This is a genomic window from Pseudarthrobacter sp. MOO14 (assembly GCF_058267675.1).
On record NZ_CM177849.1, the window covers coordinates 1,856,465 to 1,874,754 of the forward strand.

16 protein-coding genes are annotated in these 18,290 nt (G+C 67.1%); 9 read left to right on the forward strand and 7 right to left on the reverse strand.

Annotated elements, in window-relative coordinates; genetic code table 11:
• The first annotated feature begins 2 nt into the window (after positions 1-2).
• Genes AC4EEV_RS08775 through AC4EEV_RS08795 form a run of 5 tightly spaced genes read left to right on the forward strand, consistent with a single transcriptional unit; the run spans position 3 to position 5,555 of the window.
• Entirely contained in the window at positions 3-2,123 is a 2,121-nt protein-coding gene (locus tag AC4EEV_RS08775) for a dipeptide/oligopeptide/nickel ABC transporter permease/ATP-binding protein (RefSeq protein ID WP_491330685.1), read from the forward strand.
• Positions 2,120-2,926 (forward strand): ATP-binding cassette domain-containing protein, encoded by an 807-nt coding sequence (locus tag AC4EEV_RS08780; protein WP_109045647.1) that lies wholly within the window; start codon positions 2,120-2,122, stop codon positions 2,924-2,926. The genes AC4EEV_RS08775 and AC4EEV_RS08780 overlap by 4 nt, the downstream gene beginning before the upstream one ends.
• Before the next feature lie 43 nt (positions 2,927-2,969).
• Positions 2,970-3,899, forward strand: coding sequence for a dihydrodipicolinate synthase family protein (locus AC4EEV_RS08785; protein ID WP_018760914.1), 930 nt, complete (start codon positions 2,970-2,972; stop codon positions 3,897-3,899).
• Between the two features lie 10 nt (positions 3,900-3,909).
• The gene (locus AC4EEV_RS08790) at positions 3,910-4,875 is read left to right on the forward strand and encodes an ROK family protein (RefSeq protein ID WP_285319824.1); all 966 of its coding nucleotides are present in this window, start codon (positions 3,910-3,912) and stop codon (positions 4,873-4,875) included.
• Entirely contained in the window at positions 4,872-5,555 is a 684-nt protein-coding gene (locus AC4EEV_RS08795) for an N-acetylmannosamine-6-phosphate 2-epimerase (RefSeq protein ID WP_109045645.1), read from the forward strand. The genes AC4EEV_RS08790 and AC4EEV_RS08795 overlap by 4 nt, the downstream gene beginning before the upstream one ends.
• 6 nt (positions 5,556-5,561) lie before the next feature.
• Here AC4EEV_RS08795 and AC4EEV_RS08800 read toward each other — a convergent pair whose 3' ends face one another.
• The 3 genes from AC4EEV_RS08800 to AC4EEV_RS08810 form a co-directional block, all read right to left on the reverse strand.
• Positions 5,562-6,122, reverse strand: coding sequence for a hypothetical protein (locus tag AC4EEV_RS08800; protein ID WP_109045644.1), 561 nt, complete (start codon positions 6,120-6,122; stop codon positions 5,562-5,564).
• A gap of 222 nt (positions 6,123-6,344) precedes the next feature.
• Positions 6,345-7,112, reverse strand: coding sequence for a glucosamine-6-phosphate deaminase (locus AC4EEV_RS08805; protein ID WP_491330686.1), 768 nt, complete (start codon positions 7,110-7,112; stop codon positions 6,345-6,347).
• Between the two features lie 106 nt (positions 7,113-7,218).
• Positions 7,219-7,950 carry a FadR/GntR family transcriptional regulator gene (locus tag AC4EEV_RS08810; RefSeq protein ID WP_018760909.1) on the reverse strand — a complete coding sequence of 244 codons (732 nt, stop codon included), beginning with the start codon at positions 7,948-7,950 and terminating at the stop codon, positions 7,219-7,221.
• Positions 7,951-8,186: 236 nt separating this feature from the next.
• Here AC4EEV_RS08810 and AC4EEV_RS08815 point away from each other — a divergent pair, with 236 nt between their 5' ends.
• Together AC4EEV_RS08815 and AC4EEV_RS08820 are read left to right on the forward strand one after the other, a co-directional pair.
• Complete coding sequence (locus AC4EEV_RS08815; protein WP_491330687.1) at positions 8,187-8,663, forward strand: sensor histidine kinase; 477 nt, start codon at positions 8,187-8,189, stop codon at positions 8,661-8,663.
• Positions 8,664-8,977: 314 nt separating this feature from the next.
• Positions 8,978-11,620, forward strand: coding sequence for an exo-rhamnogalacturonan lyase family protein (locus tag AC4EEV_RS08820; RefSeq protein ID WP_491330688.1), 2,643 nt, complete (start codon positions 8,978-8,980; stop codon positions 11,618-11,620).
• Positions 11,621-11,700: 80 nt separating this feature from the next.
• Here the strand turns inward: AC4EEV_RS08820 and AC4EEV_RS08825 are convergent, their stop codons facing one another.
• The 3 genes from AC4EEV_RS08825 to AC4EEV_RS08835 are packed head-to-tail and all read right to left on the reverse strand — an operon-like array spanning position 11,701 to position 14,812.
• Positions 11,701-12,936, reverse strand: coding sequence for a metal-dependent hydrolase family protein (locus tag AC4EEV_RS08825; protein ID WP_491330689.1), 1,236 nt, complete (start codon positions 12,934-12,936; stop codon positions 11,701-11,703).
• Complete coding sequence (locus AC4EEV_RS08830) at positions 12,933-13,421, reverse strand: GAF domain-containing protein (protein ID WP_133831818.1); 489 nt, start codon at positions 13,419-13,421, stop codon at positions 12,933-12,935. Before AC4EEV_RS08830 ends, AC4EEV_RS08825 begins: the two co-directional genes overlap by 4 nt.
• Positions 13,418-14,812: an MFS transporter gene (locus tag AC4EEV_RS08835; RefSeq protein ID WP_018760904.1), complete on the reverse strand. Its 1,395-nt coding sequence runs from the start codon at positions 14,810-14,812 to the stop codon at positions 13,418-13,420. Before AC4EEV_RS08835 ends, AC4EEV_RS08830 begins: the two co-directional genes overlap by 4 nt.
• Positions 14,813-14,914: 102 nt before the next feature.
• Here AC4EEV_RS08835 and AC4EEV_RS08840 point away from each other — a divergent pair, with 102 nt between their 5' ends.
• On the forward strand, positions 14,915-15,793 hold the full coding sequence (locus tag AC4EEV_RS08840; protein ID WP_133831820.1) for a MurR/RpiR family transcriptional regulator: 879 nt from the start codon (positions 14,915-14,917) through the stop codon (positions 15,791-15,793).
• Between the two features lie 56 nt (positions 15,794-15,849).
• On the opposite strand, the gene AC4EEV_RS08845 is transcribed toward AC4EEV_RS08840, so the two are convergent.
• Positions 15,850-17,862 (reverse strand): rhamnogalacturonan lyase, encoded by a 2,013-nt coding sequence (locus tag AC4EEV_RS08845; RefSeq protein ID WP_491330864.1) that lies wholly within the window; start codon positions 17,860-17,862, stop codon positions 15,850-15,852.
• Positions 17,863-18,060: 198 nt separating this feature from the next.
• Here AC4EEV_RS08845 and AC4EEV_RS08850 point away from each other — a divergent pair, with 198 nt between their 5' ends.
• A complete protein-coding gene (locus AC4EEV_RS08850; protein WP_491330690.1) occupies positions 18,061-18,288 on the forward strand; it encodes a hypothetical protein in 228 nt (75 codons plus the stop codon).
• The last annotated feature ends 2 nt before the right edge of the window (positions 18,289-18,290 follow it).

An 18,290-nucleotide genomic window follows, 5' to 3' on the forward strand; every position in this document is an offset into this window, starting at 1 on the left:
CCATGCGCAGCAAACTCGCTGAACGTCTGAGCGCCCCCGGACTTCGCTTCAAGGCCCTGCCCTGGGGCTCCCGCCTGGCCCTCTCCTTCCTGGTGGTGATCGCCCTCGCGGCCCTCTTCGCCCCGGTCCTGGCACCGCACGACCCGCTGGAGACCTTCCTGCCGGCCACGCCTCCCGGCGCCGAGCACTTCTTCGGCACCGACCGGCTGGGCCGCGACATCTTCTCCCGCCTGCTCTACGGTTCCCAGTCCTCGCTGATGATCGGCCTGGGCGCCGTGGCGCTGGCGGTCCTCGCCGGCGCGTTCCTCGGCTCGCTCGCCGCGACATCCAGCAAAGCCGTGAACGAACTGCTCATGCGCCTCATGGACATCCTCATGGCGTTCCCGGGCATCGCCCTGGCGGCGGTCCTGCTGGCGGCATTCGGCAACTCGGTGCCCACCATCATCGTGGCCATCGCCATCATCTACACCCCGCAGCTGGCCCGGGTGGTCCGCGCCAACGTGCTCGCCCAGTACGGCGAGGACTACGTCCGGGCGGAACGGGTCATCGGCGCCGGCCGCTTCTACATCCTGGCCAAGCACATCGTGCGCAACACCGCGGCCCCCGTCCTGGTGTTCGCCACGGTGATGGTGGCCGACGCGATCATCCTCGAAGCCTCGCTGTCCTTCCTGGGCGCCGGCGTGCAGGATCCGGCCCCGTCGTGGGGCAATGTGATCTCCTACGGCCGCAACCTGGTCCTCTCCGGCGGGTGGTGGGCCACCACTTTCGCCGGCCTCACCATCCTGCTGACCGTGCTGGCGCTGAACATCCTGGCCGAAGGACTCACCGATGCCATGGTGAACCCGCGGCTCCGCAAGGCACCTGCGGTGAAGGACGACGACGGCGCTGCGGCATCGGTGGCCGGCGCGGCTGTCGCCGCGGTGGACACCGAGGTAGCCACCTCGGTTGCGCAACCCTCAGTCGTGGAGGAACACGAGCTCGACGGCGTCCGCGAGGCAACAACTGCGAATGCCGGCGAGCGCGAGCTGGCCCATTCCGCCCTGCTGACCGACCGCCGCGCGGCGGCCGCCAACCCGCACGCCCTGCTGGACCGCGAGCTGGAACTCCTCGCCGCCGTCGAGGCCACCCGCACCGACCGGCTGCCCCAGGTCCCCGCCAACACCCGCACCGTCCTGGAAGTCAGGAACCTGTCCATCCGGTTCCCCGGCCGCTTCGGTGACACAGCCATCGTGGACAACGTCTCCTTCACCGTCCGCGAAGGCGAAACCATGGGCCTGGTGGGTGAATCCGGCTGCGGCAAGTCCATCACGTCACTGGCCATCATGGGCCTGCTGCCCAAGACAGCGAAGATCACCGGTTCCATCACCTTCGACGGCAAGGAACTGCTGGATCCAAAAACCGGGCACAGCAACGTCAAGGCCTACCAGGGGCTTCGCGGCGAACAGATCGCCATGGTCTACCAGGACGCGCTCAGCTCGCTGAACCCGTCCATGAAGATCAAGGACCAGATGACGCAGCTGACCCGCCGCGGCGGCCGGAAGACACCGGCCGAACTGCTGGAGATGGTCAAACTGGACCCCGTCCGCACCCTGGCCAGCTACCCCCACGAGCTCTCGGGCGGCCAGCGCCAGCGCGTCCTGATCGCCATGGCGCTCTCCCGCTCGCCCAAGATCGTGGTGGCAGACGAACCAACCACCGCGCTGGACGTTACGGTCCAGAAGCAGGTGGTGGACCTGCTCAACGAACTGCGGGAGCAGCTGGGCTTCGCCATGGTGTTCGTCAGCCACGACCTGGCGCTGGTGGCCTCGCTGGCCCACCGGATCACGGTGATGTACGCCGGCCAGGTGGTTGAATCCGCCCGCGCCTCCGAACTGCTGCGGAACCCGAAACACGAATACACCCGCGGCCTGCTGGGTGCCGTGCTCTCCATCGAAGCGGACGCTGCCCGCCTCCACCAGATCCCCGGCACCGTGCCTTCGCCCCAGGATTTCGCCAGCGGCGACCGCTTCGCACCCCGGTCGCTGCGCAGCGATGCCGACCCCAACCAGGCACTGGTCCTCACCGCCGTGGGCGGGGACTCGGACCATTACTGGGCCAGCCACCTTAAGGAGGACGCCAAGTGAGCGTATCCACCGGCAAACCGGTCATCGAACTCAAGGACGTAAAGGTCCATCACCGCGCACGCACCGGGGGGCTCTTCCGGCCCAACATCGTCAAGGCCGTCAACGGGGTTGACTTCACCATCAGCCGCGGCGAAACGGTGGGCATCGTTGGCGAATCCGGGTGCGGCAAGTCCACCCTGGCCTCGGTCCTGGTGGGGCTGCAGGCGCCCACATCCGGCGAGGTGCTGTTCCACGGCAAACCGGCCATCAAACGCAACGCCGCCATGCGAAAGGAGTTTGGCCGCGCCGTCTCCGTCGTCTTCCAGGACCCCGCCACGGCACTGAACCCGCGCATGACCATCCAGGACATCCTGACCGACCCGCTCCAGGTCCACGGCATCGGCAACGCCGCGTCCCGGGCCGCCAAAGTCAAGGAACTCCTGGCGCTGGTAGGGCTGCCAGCCTCCGCGGCGGAAGTAACGCCGTCGCAGGTTTCCGGCGGGCAACGCCAGCGTGTTGCCATCGCCAGGGCCTTGGCCCTGGACCCGGACATCATCGTTGCCGACGAACCCACCTCGGCGCTGGACGTGTCCGTCCGCGCCCAGGTGCTGAACCTGCTCTCGGACCTGAAGACCCAACTGAACCTGGGCATGGTGTTCATCTCCCACGACATCCAGACCGTCCGCTACGTTTCCGACCGCATCTGCGTCATGTACTTCGGCGAAATCGTGGAGGAAGGACCGGCGGCCCAGGTGTTCGACGCCCCCCGGAACGACTACACCCGCAAACTCCTCGGTGCCGCGCCCAGTTTGCTGCACACCTGAAATTTTCAACCCCACCTCTTACAACCACGCATTGGAGTTTTCCGTGTCTTCCCAGTTCTCGGGCGTCATTCCCCCTGTCGTCACCCCCCGCCACGCAGACGGCAGCATCGACACCGCCTCGCTGCAGAACCTCACCAAACACCTGCTCGACGGCGGCGTGTCCGGGCTCTTCGTCCTGGGCTCCTCAGCGGAGGTGCCTTACATGACCAACGCCGAACGCGCACAGGTGGTCAGCACCATCGCCGAGGCGAATTCTGCTGCTGGCGCAGCCCGCGTGCCGCTGATCGTGGGCGCCAACGAACAGACCACCAACCGCGTCATCGAGGAAGCCAAGCGGGTGGTGGACCTTGGCGCGGATGCCATCGTGGTCACCTCCATGTACTACGCGATCGGCAACGCCGAGGAAACCGAAACGCATTTCCGGAGCATCCATGCAGCCGTTGACGCCCCGGTCTTCGCCTACGACGTCCCCGTGCGCACCCATTTCAAGCTCCCCACCGACCTGCTGGTCCGGCTGGGCCGCGACGGCGTCATCGCCGGCGTCAAGGACTCCTCCGGGGACGACGTCGCCTTCCGCCAGCTCCTGCTCGCCGCCCGTGGCATCGACAACTTCGACATCTTCACCGGACACGAAGTGGTGGTGGACGGTGCCCTGCTCGGCGGCGCACAAGGTGTTGTTCCGGGCCTGGGCAACGTGGATCCCCGCGGCTACCGCAACCTGGTGGACGCTGCAGCTTCCGGCGACTGGGCGAAAGCCGCCGCCGAACAAGACCGCCTGGCCGACCTCTTCGAGATCGTCTACACCCCCAACGGACGAGTCTCCGGAGGGGCGGCCGGGTTGGGTGCCTTCAAGACGGCGCTGCAGCTCATGGGCGTCATCGAATCCAACACCATGAGCGCACCCATGCAGGCGTTGAACGAAGAAGAGACCACCGCGATCAAGGTCATCCTCGAACGCAACGGCCTGGTGTAAAACGCTGGTGATGTACGCCGTTGGTGTTGATCTTGGCGGTACCAAGACTGCAGCGGGAGTGGTCTCTGCCGCGGGGGAGGTCCTGTTTTCGGAGACCATCCCCACGCTGAACCGTGACGGCGGGTCCGCCATCCTCGATGCCACTGCTGCGCTGGTTACCGCGTTGATTGGCCGGGCCCGCAAAGAGGGCCTGGCCGTGTCGGGGGTTGGAATCGGCTCCGCCGGTGTGATCGATTCCGCCCGCGGCGTGGTGGTCTCGGCCACGGATGCCATCCGGGGCTGGGCCGGGACGGCACTGACCGCAGGCCTGGCCGCCCGGCTGGACCTGCCGGCGTCGTCCGTCCGGGCAGTGAACGATGTCCACGCCCACGCCCTGGGTGAAGCCTGGACCGGAGCGGCCGCAGGGACTGCAAGTTCATTGCTGGTGGCGTTCGGCACGGGCGTTGGCGGCAGTTTCGTGGTGGACGGCCGGCCCGTCCTGGGACACCGGCATGCCGGCGGACATGTGGGCCATTTCGCCTCACCGCACGCCTTTCACGGGGGCGTTGCGCTGGCGTGCGTCTGCGGCGGGTCAGGGCACGTCGAAGCGATCGCCTCGGGCCCGGCCCTCCTGGAGGCCTACCTCCGGCTGGGTGGCACCGCCCCTGCCCGCGACGCCCGCGGCGTCTTCGCCCTGGCCGGCGCCGGCGACACCACTGCCGCCAAGGCCATCCACACCTCCGCTGCGGCCGCCGGCCAGGCGGTGGGCGGCCTGGCCAACATCCTCGATCCCGAAATCGTTGTGGTCTCCGGCGGCCTGGCCGATGCCGGGGAGCGGTGGTGGGAGCCCATGCGGGTGGCGCTCCGGGCTGAACTGCTGCCGGCGCTGGGAGACCTGCCGGTGGTACCCGCGGCCCTGGGCAATGCCGCTGCCCTTGTGGGCGCTGCCCGCCTGGTTCTTCTGCCCCTCCACACTAGCCAAGGAAGCACTCCATGATCCTGTCCCCCGAAGCCCTGGAATCCCTGCGGGGCCGGCTCATCGTGTCCTGCCAGGCCTACCCCGGCGAACCCATGCGGGATCCCCGCACCACCGCCCAGGTGGCTGCCTCCGCCGTGATCGGCGGCGCCGCGGCGGTCCGCGTGCAAGGCCTGGCCGATATCCAGTACACGCGCGCCGCCGTCGAGGTTCCGGTCATTGGGCTCTGGAAAGACGGGCATGACGGGGTCTTCATCACACCCACGTTCAGGCACGCCCTGGCCGTGGCCAACGCCGGAGCCCACGTGGTGGCGGTGGACGGGACCCGCCGCGACCGGCCGGACGGGCTGACCCTGGCGCAGACTGTCGCCGGGATCCACCAGGAATCCCACGCCCTGGTCATGGCGGACTGTGGTTCGCTCCAGGATGCCGCCGCCGCCGTCGAGGCCGGTGCGGACCTCATCGGCACCACCTTGGCCGGTTACACCGGCGAGCGCCCCAAGACCGCCGGCCCGGACCTGGAGTTGCTGGCGGATATCGCAGCGGCTGGTTTCGGTGTCCCGCTGATCGCCGAGGGCCGTGTCCATTCGCCGGCGCAAGCCCGGCAGGCCCTCGACGCCGGCGCCTTCGCGGTGGTGGTGGGCACGGCCATAACGCACCCCGCCACCCTCACCGGCTGGTTCGTGGACGCCTTGGCCTAACCGCGCCTAACCGGTCTTTTGCAACGTTGCGTTGCGGGTCAGCAGTTCGGGAGCTTGGGGCTGCCGCGGTTCAGTGAAGGGCATGACCAGCAGGTTGCGGTGCAGGGTGACCCAGCCGTCCCGTTCCATCGGGCCGTGATCAAACTGGTCGGGGACGAAGAGAATGTCCCTGCCGTCGGGGTCCTGCACTTCCGCCAGGATGTCCCGGCCGTCGGGGATGTAGTCGCAGGCCTCCCAGTAGGACACCTGGTCCAGGTCATACTTCCCCACCAGGCATGCGACGCCTGACGTCCTGGCCGGCGCGGCGTAGTAGGTCATGGATTCATAGGAGGCGAGCTTCCGGGATTCACGGATGACCGCTTCGCCGCCTTCGTCCTGGATGGCCGGGATGGCGTCGCTCTTGGTCAGCTGCCGTTCCAGCACTGCCATGGTCCCGGGCGTTGCCATCAGGAAGTGCGTGTAAATAAGCCAAAGACCCGCGCAGGTACCCACGCCCACCACGGCGGAGAGGGTGATGATGAGTTTCCAGAACAACGTCAACGGTTGCGCCTGCCGTTTGGCGTTCATGGATGCCCGCTGCCGAGGTCTCCGTGCGCCGGACGCACGGCTGTGACGGACTCGGTGATATTCAAGCGCTGCCCCCTCAGGCTGTTGATCTTCCTGCACGCTACACCGTGCAGGCGGGCGCCCTTTTGCTTTGCCTTCGTGTCGCAGCCTTCGCCGTCGTGCCGCAGCAGCGGTCCGAGGGGCAGGATCCTGTGGTGGCGGCCGGGACACGCAGGGACGGTCTTAGACGCCAACAGCCTCCCGGGGAACGCGCACGGGAACCTGGCCGCTGCCGGGAGCCAGCAGTGCTGCCGCGGCTTCGTCTGCCACCACCGTCACGTGCTGGTGGAGTTGCAGCGCGGATGCGGGGCAGTCCTCCGAGACCTCGCCGTGCAGGGCGCGGGCGAGGATGCCGGCTTTGTCAGTTCCGGCCACCACCAGGAGCAAGTGCCGTGCCTCGAGGATGGTTCCGAGTCCCTGCGTGATGCACCGGCGCGGCACGTCGGATTCGGACGTGAAGTACCGGGCGTTGGCGGCGCGCGTGCGTTCGGCCAGGACTTCCACCCGGGTGCGGGAGGAGAAGGCGGATCCGGGTTCGTTGAAGGCAAGATGTCCGTTGTGCCCGATGCCCAGGAGTTGCACGTCCACCCCGCCGGCAGCACGAATGGCAGCGTCGTAGTCCTGGGCTGCCTGCCGGGGGTCCGCCGCGTTGCCGGCGGGTACCCGAACGAGCGCCGGGTCCATTCCCAGCCGTTCGGTCACTTCCCGCCGCACCACCTCGCCGTAGCTCTGCGGGTGTCCGGCAGGCAGCCCGACGTACTCGTCCAGGGCGAATGCGCGGACCCCGGACATGTCCAGCCGGTGCCCCGCGAGGGCTGCGTAGGCAGGAAGCGGAGAGCCTCCGGTCGCCACGCCCAGCACGGCGTCTGGCTTGGAGCGGATGACGGCGGCAAGAATCCCGGCGGCGACCACACCGGTGGCGGCGGCATCGGGAACGACAAAGATTTCCAAGGCTGGGCTTTCTCGTGAGGAAGGACTGAAGCAGGGCATGCGGCAGCCGGGCCGGTCGGCGTAGGGCCGCCTGCCGCGGAAGCGTGGTGGATCCGGGTTTGCGCCGCTAGGCGGACGCGACGTCCTTGAGTTTTTGGCGGATGCCGTCGAAGTGGCGCTGCAGGCGTTCGGCCGCGAGCGCCTTGTCCCGGTTGGCCACGGCCTCGTAGATGTCCCAGTGGATCCGGGCCTGTTCCTCCAGGTTGACCGGCCCCGATCCCAGGGCCTCATGGATCTGCCGGTAGACCTGCCAAAACACATCCATGAGATTGATCAGGAGTTCGTTGTTCAGGGGGGCATAGAGCTTCCGGTGGAATTCCGCGTCGTGCTCGGCCAGCGGCTCACCTTGGGCTGCGGCGGCCTGCATGGCCTCCATCGAGGACTTCAGGTCCGCGAGGTGTTCCTCCGTCAGCAGGTCGATGGCTGAACCAATCAGCCCTGACTCGAGGGCCTGGCGCACGTCGATGAGCTCCATGGCTTCTTCGCCCTTGTGCCGAAGGGACAGCCGGCCGCGGAACGTCAGTCCGGAAACCAGGGCGCTGAAGTTGTTGGGTGCCACGAACATGCCAAAGCCATGGCGGATTTCGATGACGCCGAGGGCTTGGAGGACCTTGAGGGATTCCCGGACGGTGTTCCGCCCGACGCCGAGCTCTGCGGACAGCTCGCTCTCGGTGGGCAGCGCATCGCCAACGTCCAGGCCACGTTCCAGGATGAGCTCCATGATTCGGGTCTGGAGGGCATGGGACCGGATTTGTGCACTGAACCTTGCGGGCGGTACCGCTGCGGATGCTACTGTCACGTCATCTCCTTTGACCGCACCGGGCGGCGGCCTCTCGTCTTCCATTAGTGTACAGGAGATGGGACGTCCTTCGTCTTATTTCGTTCATGCTTCCGGGAGCACGCACCACAGACCACCTTCGCCTCATGGTGCCCCGCGCAGAATTGATCCGATCTTGAGGCAAATCTTGCACCCCCTAGACATTTGAGGTCCACGCTGGAGGTATCAGACAAAACCAGCTTGGGGAGCAGGAAGTCATGGGAACCAAGACAGCATTGGACAACGAAGTCACCACAGTCGGAGGCGTGCTGACCGACCTCCAGCCGCTGGATTTCCACACTTTGGGGCTGGCCGGGTGCATCGACCGGCTCACGGCGCCGCTTCGCCAGCACGGAATTACGGTCCACTGGGATACTCCGCACTGGGGCGTCGAGATCCCGGCGGACTGTGCCTCCCTGCTGTACCAGTCGGCCCGGGAAGCCCTCAGCAACGCCTTTAAGTTCTCCGGCGCATCCACAGTGACCGTCCAGCTGCTGGCCGTTGACCACGGGATCCGCCTGGTGGTGGCCGACGACGGTGCGGGCTTTGACCGGGACGCCGCCACGTGCGGGCGGCACCACGGGTACGGGCTGCGGCTGATGGCGGTGGCCGTCCAGGAAGCCGGCGGCACAGTGGAGATCACATCCGCACCGGGCAGCGGCACCAGCGTGACGGTAACCCTGCCGCTGGACTAACAGGCTCGGATGGCCGCTGTCGCTGGGACGGCGGCCATCCGTATTCACGCCCGCGGCAGGACGCCAGCGTGAAAGCTTGCCATTGTCCGGTTCAAGCGTCGATGCGTCCGGGCGCATGGGCCGCCAGGACCCTGGCCACGAAGACCGAACACTCATCAGATGTGACCGTCACCAGCCGGGCAGGTAGTCCGGAGGGCAGAAACCCCTTGCGCCCGGCATTGCCGTCTACTACGTTGTAGTCGTAATCGAGAAAGCGCTTTCCTGCATTCTGGCGGGACCCTTACGCGCGGCAATCACCAGTGGAATCGGAAGACATGACGGACAGCACCCTCATCAGGTGGATCGATGGACAGGCCCCGGCAGAAATCAGCGGCGGAACAACGTGGGGCATGCCGTTCGCCCGCGGCTCAGTGCCCGGCGCTGATGCACTTTCGGTGGCGGACGGCGCCGGCGCTCCCCTCCCCAGCCAGGCGTGGCCGTTGGCCACGTGGCCGGACGGCTCCCTGAAATGGGCGGGAATCGCCCTCCCGGCGACGGACACCCCGTCGGAAACCTACCGGGTGCGGACCGGCGCCGGTACGCCCGCCGCAGCAGGCCGGCAGGCGCCGGAAGGTACGGCCGTCAAGGTCACCGAGGATGCCGGCGCGCTGACAGTTGATACCGGCGTCTTGCAGATGGTGATCAACCGCAGCGGATCCACCCTGTTCAGCAGCCTGTCCAGGGACGGCAGGCCCGTTGCCCGCGACGCACGGCTGGTCAGCCTGCTGCAGGACGGCGTTCCCGAAGGGGCCGGAACCGCGGGCCGGAAGGCCTTCACCGGCGAGGTGACCGCCGTCGTCCTGGAACAAGCCGGGCCCGTGCGCGCGGTGGTGCGGCTGGAAGGGCGCCACCACCCCGACCTGGCGGACTACGCGCATCGCGACTGGCTGCCGTTTGTGGTGCGCTTCTACTTCCACGCCAACGCCCGCAGCGTGCGCATGGTGCACTCCTTCATCTGGGACGGGGACCCGGAGCAGGACTTCCTGGCCGGCCTCGGCGTCCGGTTCAGCGTGCCGCTGGAGGCTGAACTGCATGACCGGCACGTCCGGATCGCCGGGGCCGACGGCGGGTTCCTCACCGAGGCCGTGCGCGGCCTGACCGGGCTGCGCCGGGACCCCGGCGCGGACGTACGGGAGGCGCAAATCGCCGGCCGCGCCACTCCCCCCGCGGAGGCATGGAACCCCGAGGTCTCAGGCCGGCTGCACCTCATCCCCAGCTGGGGAGACTACACCCTTACCCAGCTCAACGCGGACGGATTCGAACTGCGCAAGCGGACCACCGGCGGCCATGGCTGGGTGGGAATCTCCGGCGGCACCCGCTCGGCAGGCTTCTGCTCCCTGAGCGACACCCGCGGCGGCCTGGGCGTGGGAATCAAGGATTTCTGGCAGTCCCACCCGGGCCAGCTGGACATCCGCGGCGCTGCTACCGGCGAGGCAACCCTGACGGCATGGCTGTTCTCCCCGGAAGCCCAGCCCATGGACCTGCGGTTCTACCACGACGGCCTGGGCCAGGACACTTTCGAGGAGCAGCTCGAGGGGCTCGAGATCACCTACGAGGACTACGAACCCGGATTCGGCAATCCCACCGGCATTGCCCGCACCCACGAGGTGACCCTGTTCGCCTATGACGCCACCCCGTCCACCGTGGGCCTCGCCGCCGACGCCGCCGCCGCGTCCACCCCGGCGCTGCTGCAGGCCACGCCGGAACACCTGCACTCCGTGGGCGTCTTCGGTGACTGGGACCCGGTGGACCGCAGCACTCCCGCACGTGCCCGGCTGGAGGACCAGCTGGACTTCCTCTTTGACTTCTACGCCGGCCAGGTGGAGCAGCGCCGCTGGTACGGCTTCTGGAACTTCGGCGACGTGATGCACACGTATGACTTCGACCGGCACGTGTGGCGCTACGACGTGGGCGGATACGCCTGGGACAACTCCGAGCTCTCCCCCGACCTGTGGTTGTGGTACTCCTACCTCCGCTCGGGCCGGGCAGACATCTTCCGCTTCGCCGAGGCAATGACCCGGCATACCGGCGAGGTGGACGTGTACCACTTGGGGCCATGGAAGGGCCTGGGTTCCCGGCACAACGTCCAGCACTGGGGCTGCAGCGCCAAGCAGCTGCGGATCAGCACCCCCGCCTACCGCCGCTTCTACTACTACCTCACGGCCGACGAGCGCACCGGAGACCTGCTGAGCGAACTGGTGGACAGCGACCGGAACTTCCTGGGCCTGGATCCGGTCCGCAAGGTGCGCCCGGATGCTGCCACCTACCGGCCCAACCGGGGCGCCCTGGGCGTCGGGCTGGGGACAGACTGGGGATCCCTGGCCGCTACCTGGCTCACCGACTGGGAACGCACCGGTAACCCATGGTCCCGGGACCGGCTGCTGGGCACCATGGCGGACATCGGTGCGCTGAAGTACGGCTTCCTCACCGGCGAAGCCTTGTACGACCTGGACAAAGGCCGGTTCGACACTGGCCGCGAACAGATCCAGGTCTCACACCTCAGCGCCGTCTTCGGGCTGGTGGAGATCTGCAGCGAACTGGTGGACCTGGTGCGGGATGCGGACTTCGAACGGGCCTGGCTGCAGTACTGCCGCCTGTTCCTGGCCACCAAGGAGGAGCAGGTGGAAGCGGTCGGCCAGCCCTTGGAGGGCGTCTACCTGACGCAGGCGCACAGCCGGCTGACGGCGTACGCGGCGGCAAGGTTGCAGGATCGTGACCTCGCAGCCCGGGCCTGGGACAGTTTCACCGAGGGTGGCGAGCACCTGAACCACGGATCCGCCTTCACGCTGCGCCGGATCGAGCCACCCCACGTACTGCTGCCCGTGGACGAGGCACCCACCGTCTCCACCAATGACACGGCGCAGTTCGGGCTGGCGGTGATCCAGAACCTGGCATTGGTGGGCAAGTACCTGGACTGACAAGTCCACCGCCGCGGACAAACGGGCGACGACGGCACCTGGCCAGGTGCCGTCGTCGCCCGTTTCCGTTCGCAGGAGCGTCAGGCGCGTCCGCCGACGACGGTGCCATCCTGGACTACGTATTCCAGGTGGTCGGCGATGTCCGCCAGCACGGCAATGTCCTCCACCGGGTCCGCCGAGAGCACCAGCACATCAGCGTCCGCTCCGGGGGCGATGACTCCCAGTTCACCCGGGCGGCCCAGCAGTTCGGCGGCGGTGGTGGTCGCGGACCGGATGGCGTCGATGGCCGGCTGGACCTTGCCCAGCAGCCGGAACTGCTCGTTCTGGTGCCGGTGCATCCCGCCCAGCAGGTCCGAGCCGTACACCATCTTCACGCCGGCCTCGTGCGCCCGGGCGATCGCTTCCAGGCCGCTGCTGAGGACTGAATCCACCTTTGCCCACATCTCCTCGGTCAAGCCAAACTCCTTGCCTTCTTCCTTCAGCGCCCAGTAAGTCACCAGGGTGGGCACCAGGAAGGCATCCTTCTCCAGGAAGAGCCGCAGGCTCTCGTCGTCAAGGAGGTTGCCGTGTTCAATGGACCTGACCCCAGATTCGAGGGCGCGGTTGATGGCCCGGGCCGTGTAGGCGTGGGCTGCCACGTAGCGGTTGGCCGCTTCCGCTTCTTCGACGGCGGCCCGCATCTCCTCGAGCGAGTACTGGGTGGAGTCGATGCGGTCCGTCGGGGAAGACACCCCTCCGGACGCCATGATCTTGATGTGGTGGGCCCCCTTGCGGAGCTCGTCGCGGGCGGCGGCGCGCACGGCGTCCACGCCGTCCGCCACCCGCCCGATGCCACAGCATCCCCGGCCGTTGGGTTCGTGGTCCTCGCCGGGAAGGCGCATGTCGCCGTGGCCACCGGTCTGGCTGAGGGCGCGGCCGCAAAAGTGCAGCTTCGGCCCCTCCAGGAGCCCCTCGGCCTGGGCTTTCGCCAGGCCAAAGTCGGCGCCTGAGAGGTCGCGCACGGTGGTGAAGCCCCGGCTCAGCATGCCCTGCATGATCCTCGCAGTCTGGGCGTACACGTACGAGGCGGGCGTCCAGGTCAAGGACCGGAAGTCCGCGCTGGAAGCCACCACGTGGACGTGGGCGTCAATGAGGCCGGGAATGACGTATTTGCCCGTGCCATCGATGACCCGCGCATTATCCGGCGCTTCCGCACCAGGCCCAACGCTGCGGATTTTTCCGTCGGAGGTCACGACGTCGGCCAAGGAGAAGGTGCCGGCATGGATATCCAGGACGTGGGCGTTCCTGATGACGAGTGGTTCGGTGGAGGAGGTCACGGGAGGACTGCATCCTTTCCTGTCGTAATGGTTTGGTCTGAATCGATGAAGGCTGCGGCAAGCCTTTCGGAGGCAGCGGACACTGCCGCGGACGCCGCGTCCAGGCTGTGGCCGGTGTACTGCCCCTCGGCGTCGAGCAATGCCAGGACGCCCACCACCTCGCCGTGGCTTGTCACCGGGATGTTGATCACTGCGCCGCAGCCCAGGGACTGGATCAAGGCGACGTCCGTGAACACCTCCGCGAGGGCGGCGGCATCGGGAGCGAGGAACGGCTGCTGGTTGGCTATGACGGTGTCAAGCCAGCCCTCGGAGATTTCCACCGACTTTTCGGCACCCAGCGGGTAGTCCACCGGGTGGCTGGTGGAGACCCTTCGGAGCACGGAGGGCCCCGGCAGCCAGCGCAGCGCGGTGAACAGGATGACGCCCGGTTCGCGGCGGAGGTGCTCGTAGATTTCCTGGAAGGCTGGGTTGGGATCCTGCGTCATTTGCCGCCTCCCAACACGGCTGCCTGCTCGGGTTCGGTGCGGGCATTGATGTCTTCCAGCGATTTGCCCGCCGTGGACGTTCCGAAGATGACGACTCCGAGAACGCCCACGGCCAGGACCACTGTGGTCATGGTGAACACGCCGCCGAAGCCGAGCGTTGCGGCGAACACACCGATGATGGACGGCGCCAGGATGCTGCCCACGCGCCCTACCGCGCTGGCCAGTCCGACGCCGGTGGCGCGCATCCAGGTGGGGAAGAGTTCCGGGGTGTAGGCGTAAACCCCGGCGTAGGTGCCGTTGAGGAAGAAGGACAGCGTTGCCGCGGCCACCAGGATCATCCCGGAATCGTTGGACTGGCTCAGCCAGAACGCACTGAGGGCCGAGCCCGCCAGGTACAGGGCGATGGTGTTCTTGCGGTCGATCCGGTCGCACAGCCAGGCCGCGGAGAAGTAGCCGGGGATCTGCGCAAGGTAAATGATGATGGAGTATTCGAAACTCTTGGTGACGGTTATTCCGCGCCCCACCAGCAAGGTGGGGATCCAGGAAAAGAATCCGTAGTAGGAGAAGGTGATCACGAACCAGATCAGCCAGATCACGGCGGTCCTCCGACGCAGGGCGGGAGACCACATGACCTTCAGGGCGTTCCAGATGCTGATCTTCTGCCCGTGTTTGGTGATGTCTTCCCCACCGGCTTCCACCACCGGAAGCTCCTTGCCGGTGGCGAGGAGCACCTTCTGCTCGAACCCTTCCACCACCCGTTCAGCCTCCGCCGCACGGCCCTGGCTCATGAGGAAGCGGGGTGATTCGGGAAGGCTGCGGCGCCACCAAAGAAGCAGGAGGATGGGGACGGCGGTAATGACCTGGGCCCACCGCCAGCCGTCGTCACCCAGGGGAACCACAAACCGCCCGATGAGCGCCGCGGCCACGAAGCCGAACGAAAAGAACCCGGCCAGGGTCCCGATGAACCAGCCGCGCCGCTTGGGCGGAATGAACTCCGAAAGGAACGGGGCGATGATGACGCTCTCCGCGCCGGCGCCGAGTCCCGCCAGGACCCGGGCAACAAGGAAGACTTCGAAGTTCGGGGCGACGGCGGCCACCACGGACATGGCGCAGTAGAAGGCAAGCGCCCACAGCATGACCTTCTTCCGGCCGAACCGGTCACCCAGCCAGCCGGACAGGATGGCACCGAAGAAGAAGCCCAGCGGCGCTGCCGAGCCCACCAGGCCCAGGCTTGCGGTGCTCAGGCCCCAGATCTCCTGGATGCGCGGCAGCAGGAAGGCCACCACGGCGCCGTCCATGCCGTCAAAGGAGTAACCGAGCCCTCCGATGAGGAGGAGCTTGTAGTGTGGACGACTGAGTGGGAGCCGGTCCAGGCGTGCTGTGAGAGACATTGGGAATCCTGCCGAAGTGGGCCAAGTTGTACAATTTTTAGGATTTGCACAGATCTGTGCATGTAGATTGAAGTTACGTGCATCACTTGCGGAGGTCAATAGGTGAAACAAGAAGTTAACAGCGCCACCTTGACCGAATGGCTCGATGGCCAGGCCCAGGGGCGGAAGCTCGCGGCCCGCCAGCTGCAGGTCTTGGGCGTCCTCCGTTCCCAGCCGCGGCTGGCTTCCTACGGCTCCGTCAGCGACATAGCCGCCGCGGCGTCGTCGAACGCCTCAACCGTGACCCGGACCGCCCAGACGCTAGGCTTCAAGGGCTGGGCGGAGTTCCAGTTCGAACTCCGCTCCCGCTTCCTGGCGTCCTTGAGCGCCGTGGAGATCGCCGCACAACACAACGGCCACGTGAGCAGCCCGGCGCAGGCATCCCTGACCACGGACCGGTCCAACCTGGCCCACTTGGAGCGGACCGTGGACCCTGCCGTCATCCATGCCGTTGCGGACGCCATGGCAGGTGCGCGGCAGACCCTCATCATCGCCGCCGGCAGCTATGCCATTCCGGGCAAGGCGCTGGAGCACAACGGCATCATCGCCGGCTATGACGTCCGGCTGCTGGATGCCGATGTGGCAGCGTTGACCAATGCGGTCGCGCGCCTGACGCCGGACGACCTGGTCATTGCCATCAGCCTCTGGCGGGTCTATGACAGCACAGTCCGCGCCGTGGACATCGCCCATCAGCTCGGGGCCCGGATCGTCAGCATCACCGACACCGCAAGTTCGCCGGTGGCAGCCCACGCCGCCCATAAGATCGTGGTCCCCGCCGAAAGCGCGGGCTTCTTCCCCTCCCTCACGGGAGCCGTTGCCGCAGTGCAGGCGGTGGCCGTCGAGCTGGCCTCCCTGGACCGTGAACGGTCCACCCGGAGCATTGCGGCCTCGGAGCGGACCTGGGACCAGATGCGGATCATGCATCCGCGGCCGAGCACATAAAAAGACGGCCGCCCCGCCCCCGGATGGGGCGGAGCGGCCGCGCTTTCTTCTCCGTGCTACTTGGCCTTGCCGGCGTAGTAGACCGCCGGCAAGGCCGGGGCCTGCATGCCCTCACCGAGGAAGAAGCTCGGGTGCGGGGGCTGGTTGTAGCCCACGGTCTCGCGCGCTACGCCGGTCCGGTACATGGGATCGTGCATCAGGGTGCGGAGCCGGACGTCGGTGGGTGAGGTGCTGGTATAGATCCGCAACTCGGTGCTGTCAGCCGACGGGAACACCAGCTCTTCGCGCCAATCGCCCAGGAGGTCCGCCTGCAGCGACGGGTTGCCCTTGGTGTAGTTGTTGGTGCGGGCGCCGGTGGCGGTCAGCAGTCGGTCGCTGGACTCGGTTTCCCAATTCCACTTGGAAATGGTGGGCACGCCATAGCCGGCCTCGGCGTCGAAATCGTGGTCCACGATCTCGCGCAGCAGGTCGCCGTCCCACCAGGCCATGAAGTTGGCGGCAGGAATCTTGTCGGAAATCCGCTCACCCTTGGCGGACATCAGGTAGCCGACGGTGGAGTTCCACGCGGCGTCGCCACCCACCGCCCAGCTCTCCGAACCCGGGAAACGGGGGTCGATGTCGCCGGTGGCGCCGCGGCCGGTGTCCTTGAAGGCCGGGATGCTCCACAGGACCTCACCGGTGGCGGCGTCACGGAAGGTGGCACCGCGGTTCCCGCTCGACCGCATGTCCTCGTGCACGGCAAAGGTCTCGAGGCCGGGCCGGGAGGGATCGAGGTCGCCGGTGTGGATGGCGTCGCCGTGACCCAGCTTGGTGTTGTACAGCGGCTTGCCGTCGTCGTCGATGGTCATGGAGCCAAAGACGAACTCGTCCTTGCCGTCCTGGTCCACGTCCGCCACGGAGAGGTTGTGGTTGCCCTGGCCCTTGTATTCGGCCCCGGCAGCGTCGGAATCGAACTTCCACCGCTTGGCCAGCTTGCCGTTCACCAGGTCATAGGTGACCAGGACGGTACGGGTGTAGTAGCCGCGGCTGAACATCATGGACGGATGCTCGCCGTCGAGGTATGCCACAGCGCTGAGGAACCGGTCCACGCGGTTGCCGTAGCCGTCTCCCCAGGCGGTGACGGTGCCGCGGGGCGGATCATAGGGAACGGTGTCCATGATGGTGCCGGCAGCCCCATTGAACACGGTGAGGAATTCCGGCCCGGACAGGACATAGCCCGCGCTGTTGCGGTAGTCAGCCGCCGGGTCGCCAATGACGGTGCCCGCGGCATCCGTGGTGCCGTCCGCGGTCTTGAAGGCAACTTCGGCCTTGCCGTCGCCGTCGAAGTCGTAGGCGAGCATTTGGGTGTAGTGGGCGCCGGCGCGGATGTTGCGGCCCAGGTCGATGCGCCAGAGTTTGGTGCCGTCCATCTTGTAGGCGTCCACGTAGACGTTTCCGGTGTACCCGGACTGGGAGTTGTCCTTCGCGTTGGAGGGATTCCACAGCTGGATGATTTCGTAGGCGCCGTCGCCGTCCAGGTCCGCCACGCTCGAGTCGTTGGCGCTGTAGGTGTAGGCCTGCCCCGCCGGGGTGACGCCGTCGGCCGGCTTGTCCAGCTTGATGGGCAGGTAGTTTTGGGCCAGCGGGCTGAACCCTGCGCTCAGCTTGTCCTGCCCCTCGCCGTTGCCCACGGTCTTGATGACGTACGTGGAGTCCGCCTTGCCTGCGGGGTCCACGTAGGTGGTGGTGCCACGGACGGGCTGATCGGTGATCTGGACGCCGTCGCGGATGACGTGGAAGCCCACGCTGTCCTTGTCCAGGCCCAGCATCCGCCAGCCCAGCGAGACGCCCTGGTCCGTCAGGACGGCGACCGGGGCCCGGTCAAGGCTTTCCACCTGCCGCTTCAGTTGCTGCCCTGCCGGTGCGGCCGGGACAGCCGGGGAGCCGGAATTTGCCGGCGTTGCGGGAAGTGCCGCCGCGGCAGGGTCCGCAGCCGCGGCCGGAAGGCCGGTGAAGGCAATCGCTGCAGCCGCCAGGGCGGCAGCAGCAGCCTTCGGCGCCCTGCCCGTCCGGGGCGTCGGGGAATACATTGAGGGGTTTGCCAAAAGAACATCTCCTTTGATGCGGCGGCAGCACAGGGCACCGCCCAGCCATTTTGTAACGTTTCATTCACAGTGGACAGTCCCCCTCACGAGTGATTTTGAGGAGGATTGCTGCGAGGAAACGCTTTCTGCCCTTAACGTCTATCAGCGCCTGACAATTTCAGTCAAGGCTTTGACGGGATCCTAATGGGAGAAATTGTTCTGTTACGTTTCTTTCCGTTCGCCGGCGTTTCGCTGGTGGGTGGCCTGTCGCTGGACCGGCGCGACAAGGAGGACCTGGTGACCGTCACCCTGGAGCACCCGGTGCTGCGGCAACGCCAAGGCCAGGTCCAGACCATGACCGGCCGCACCCAGCCGGCCATCCTGACCGCATTCGTGGACGCGCTCATCGACGCCCTGGACCAGCTTGCCTGACG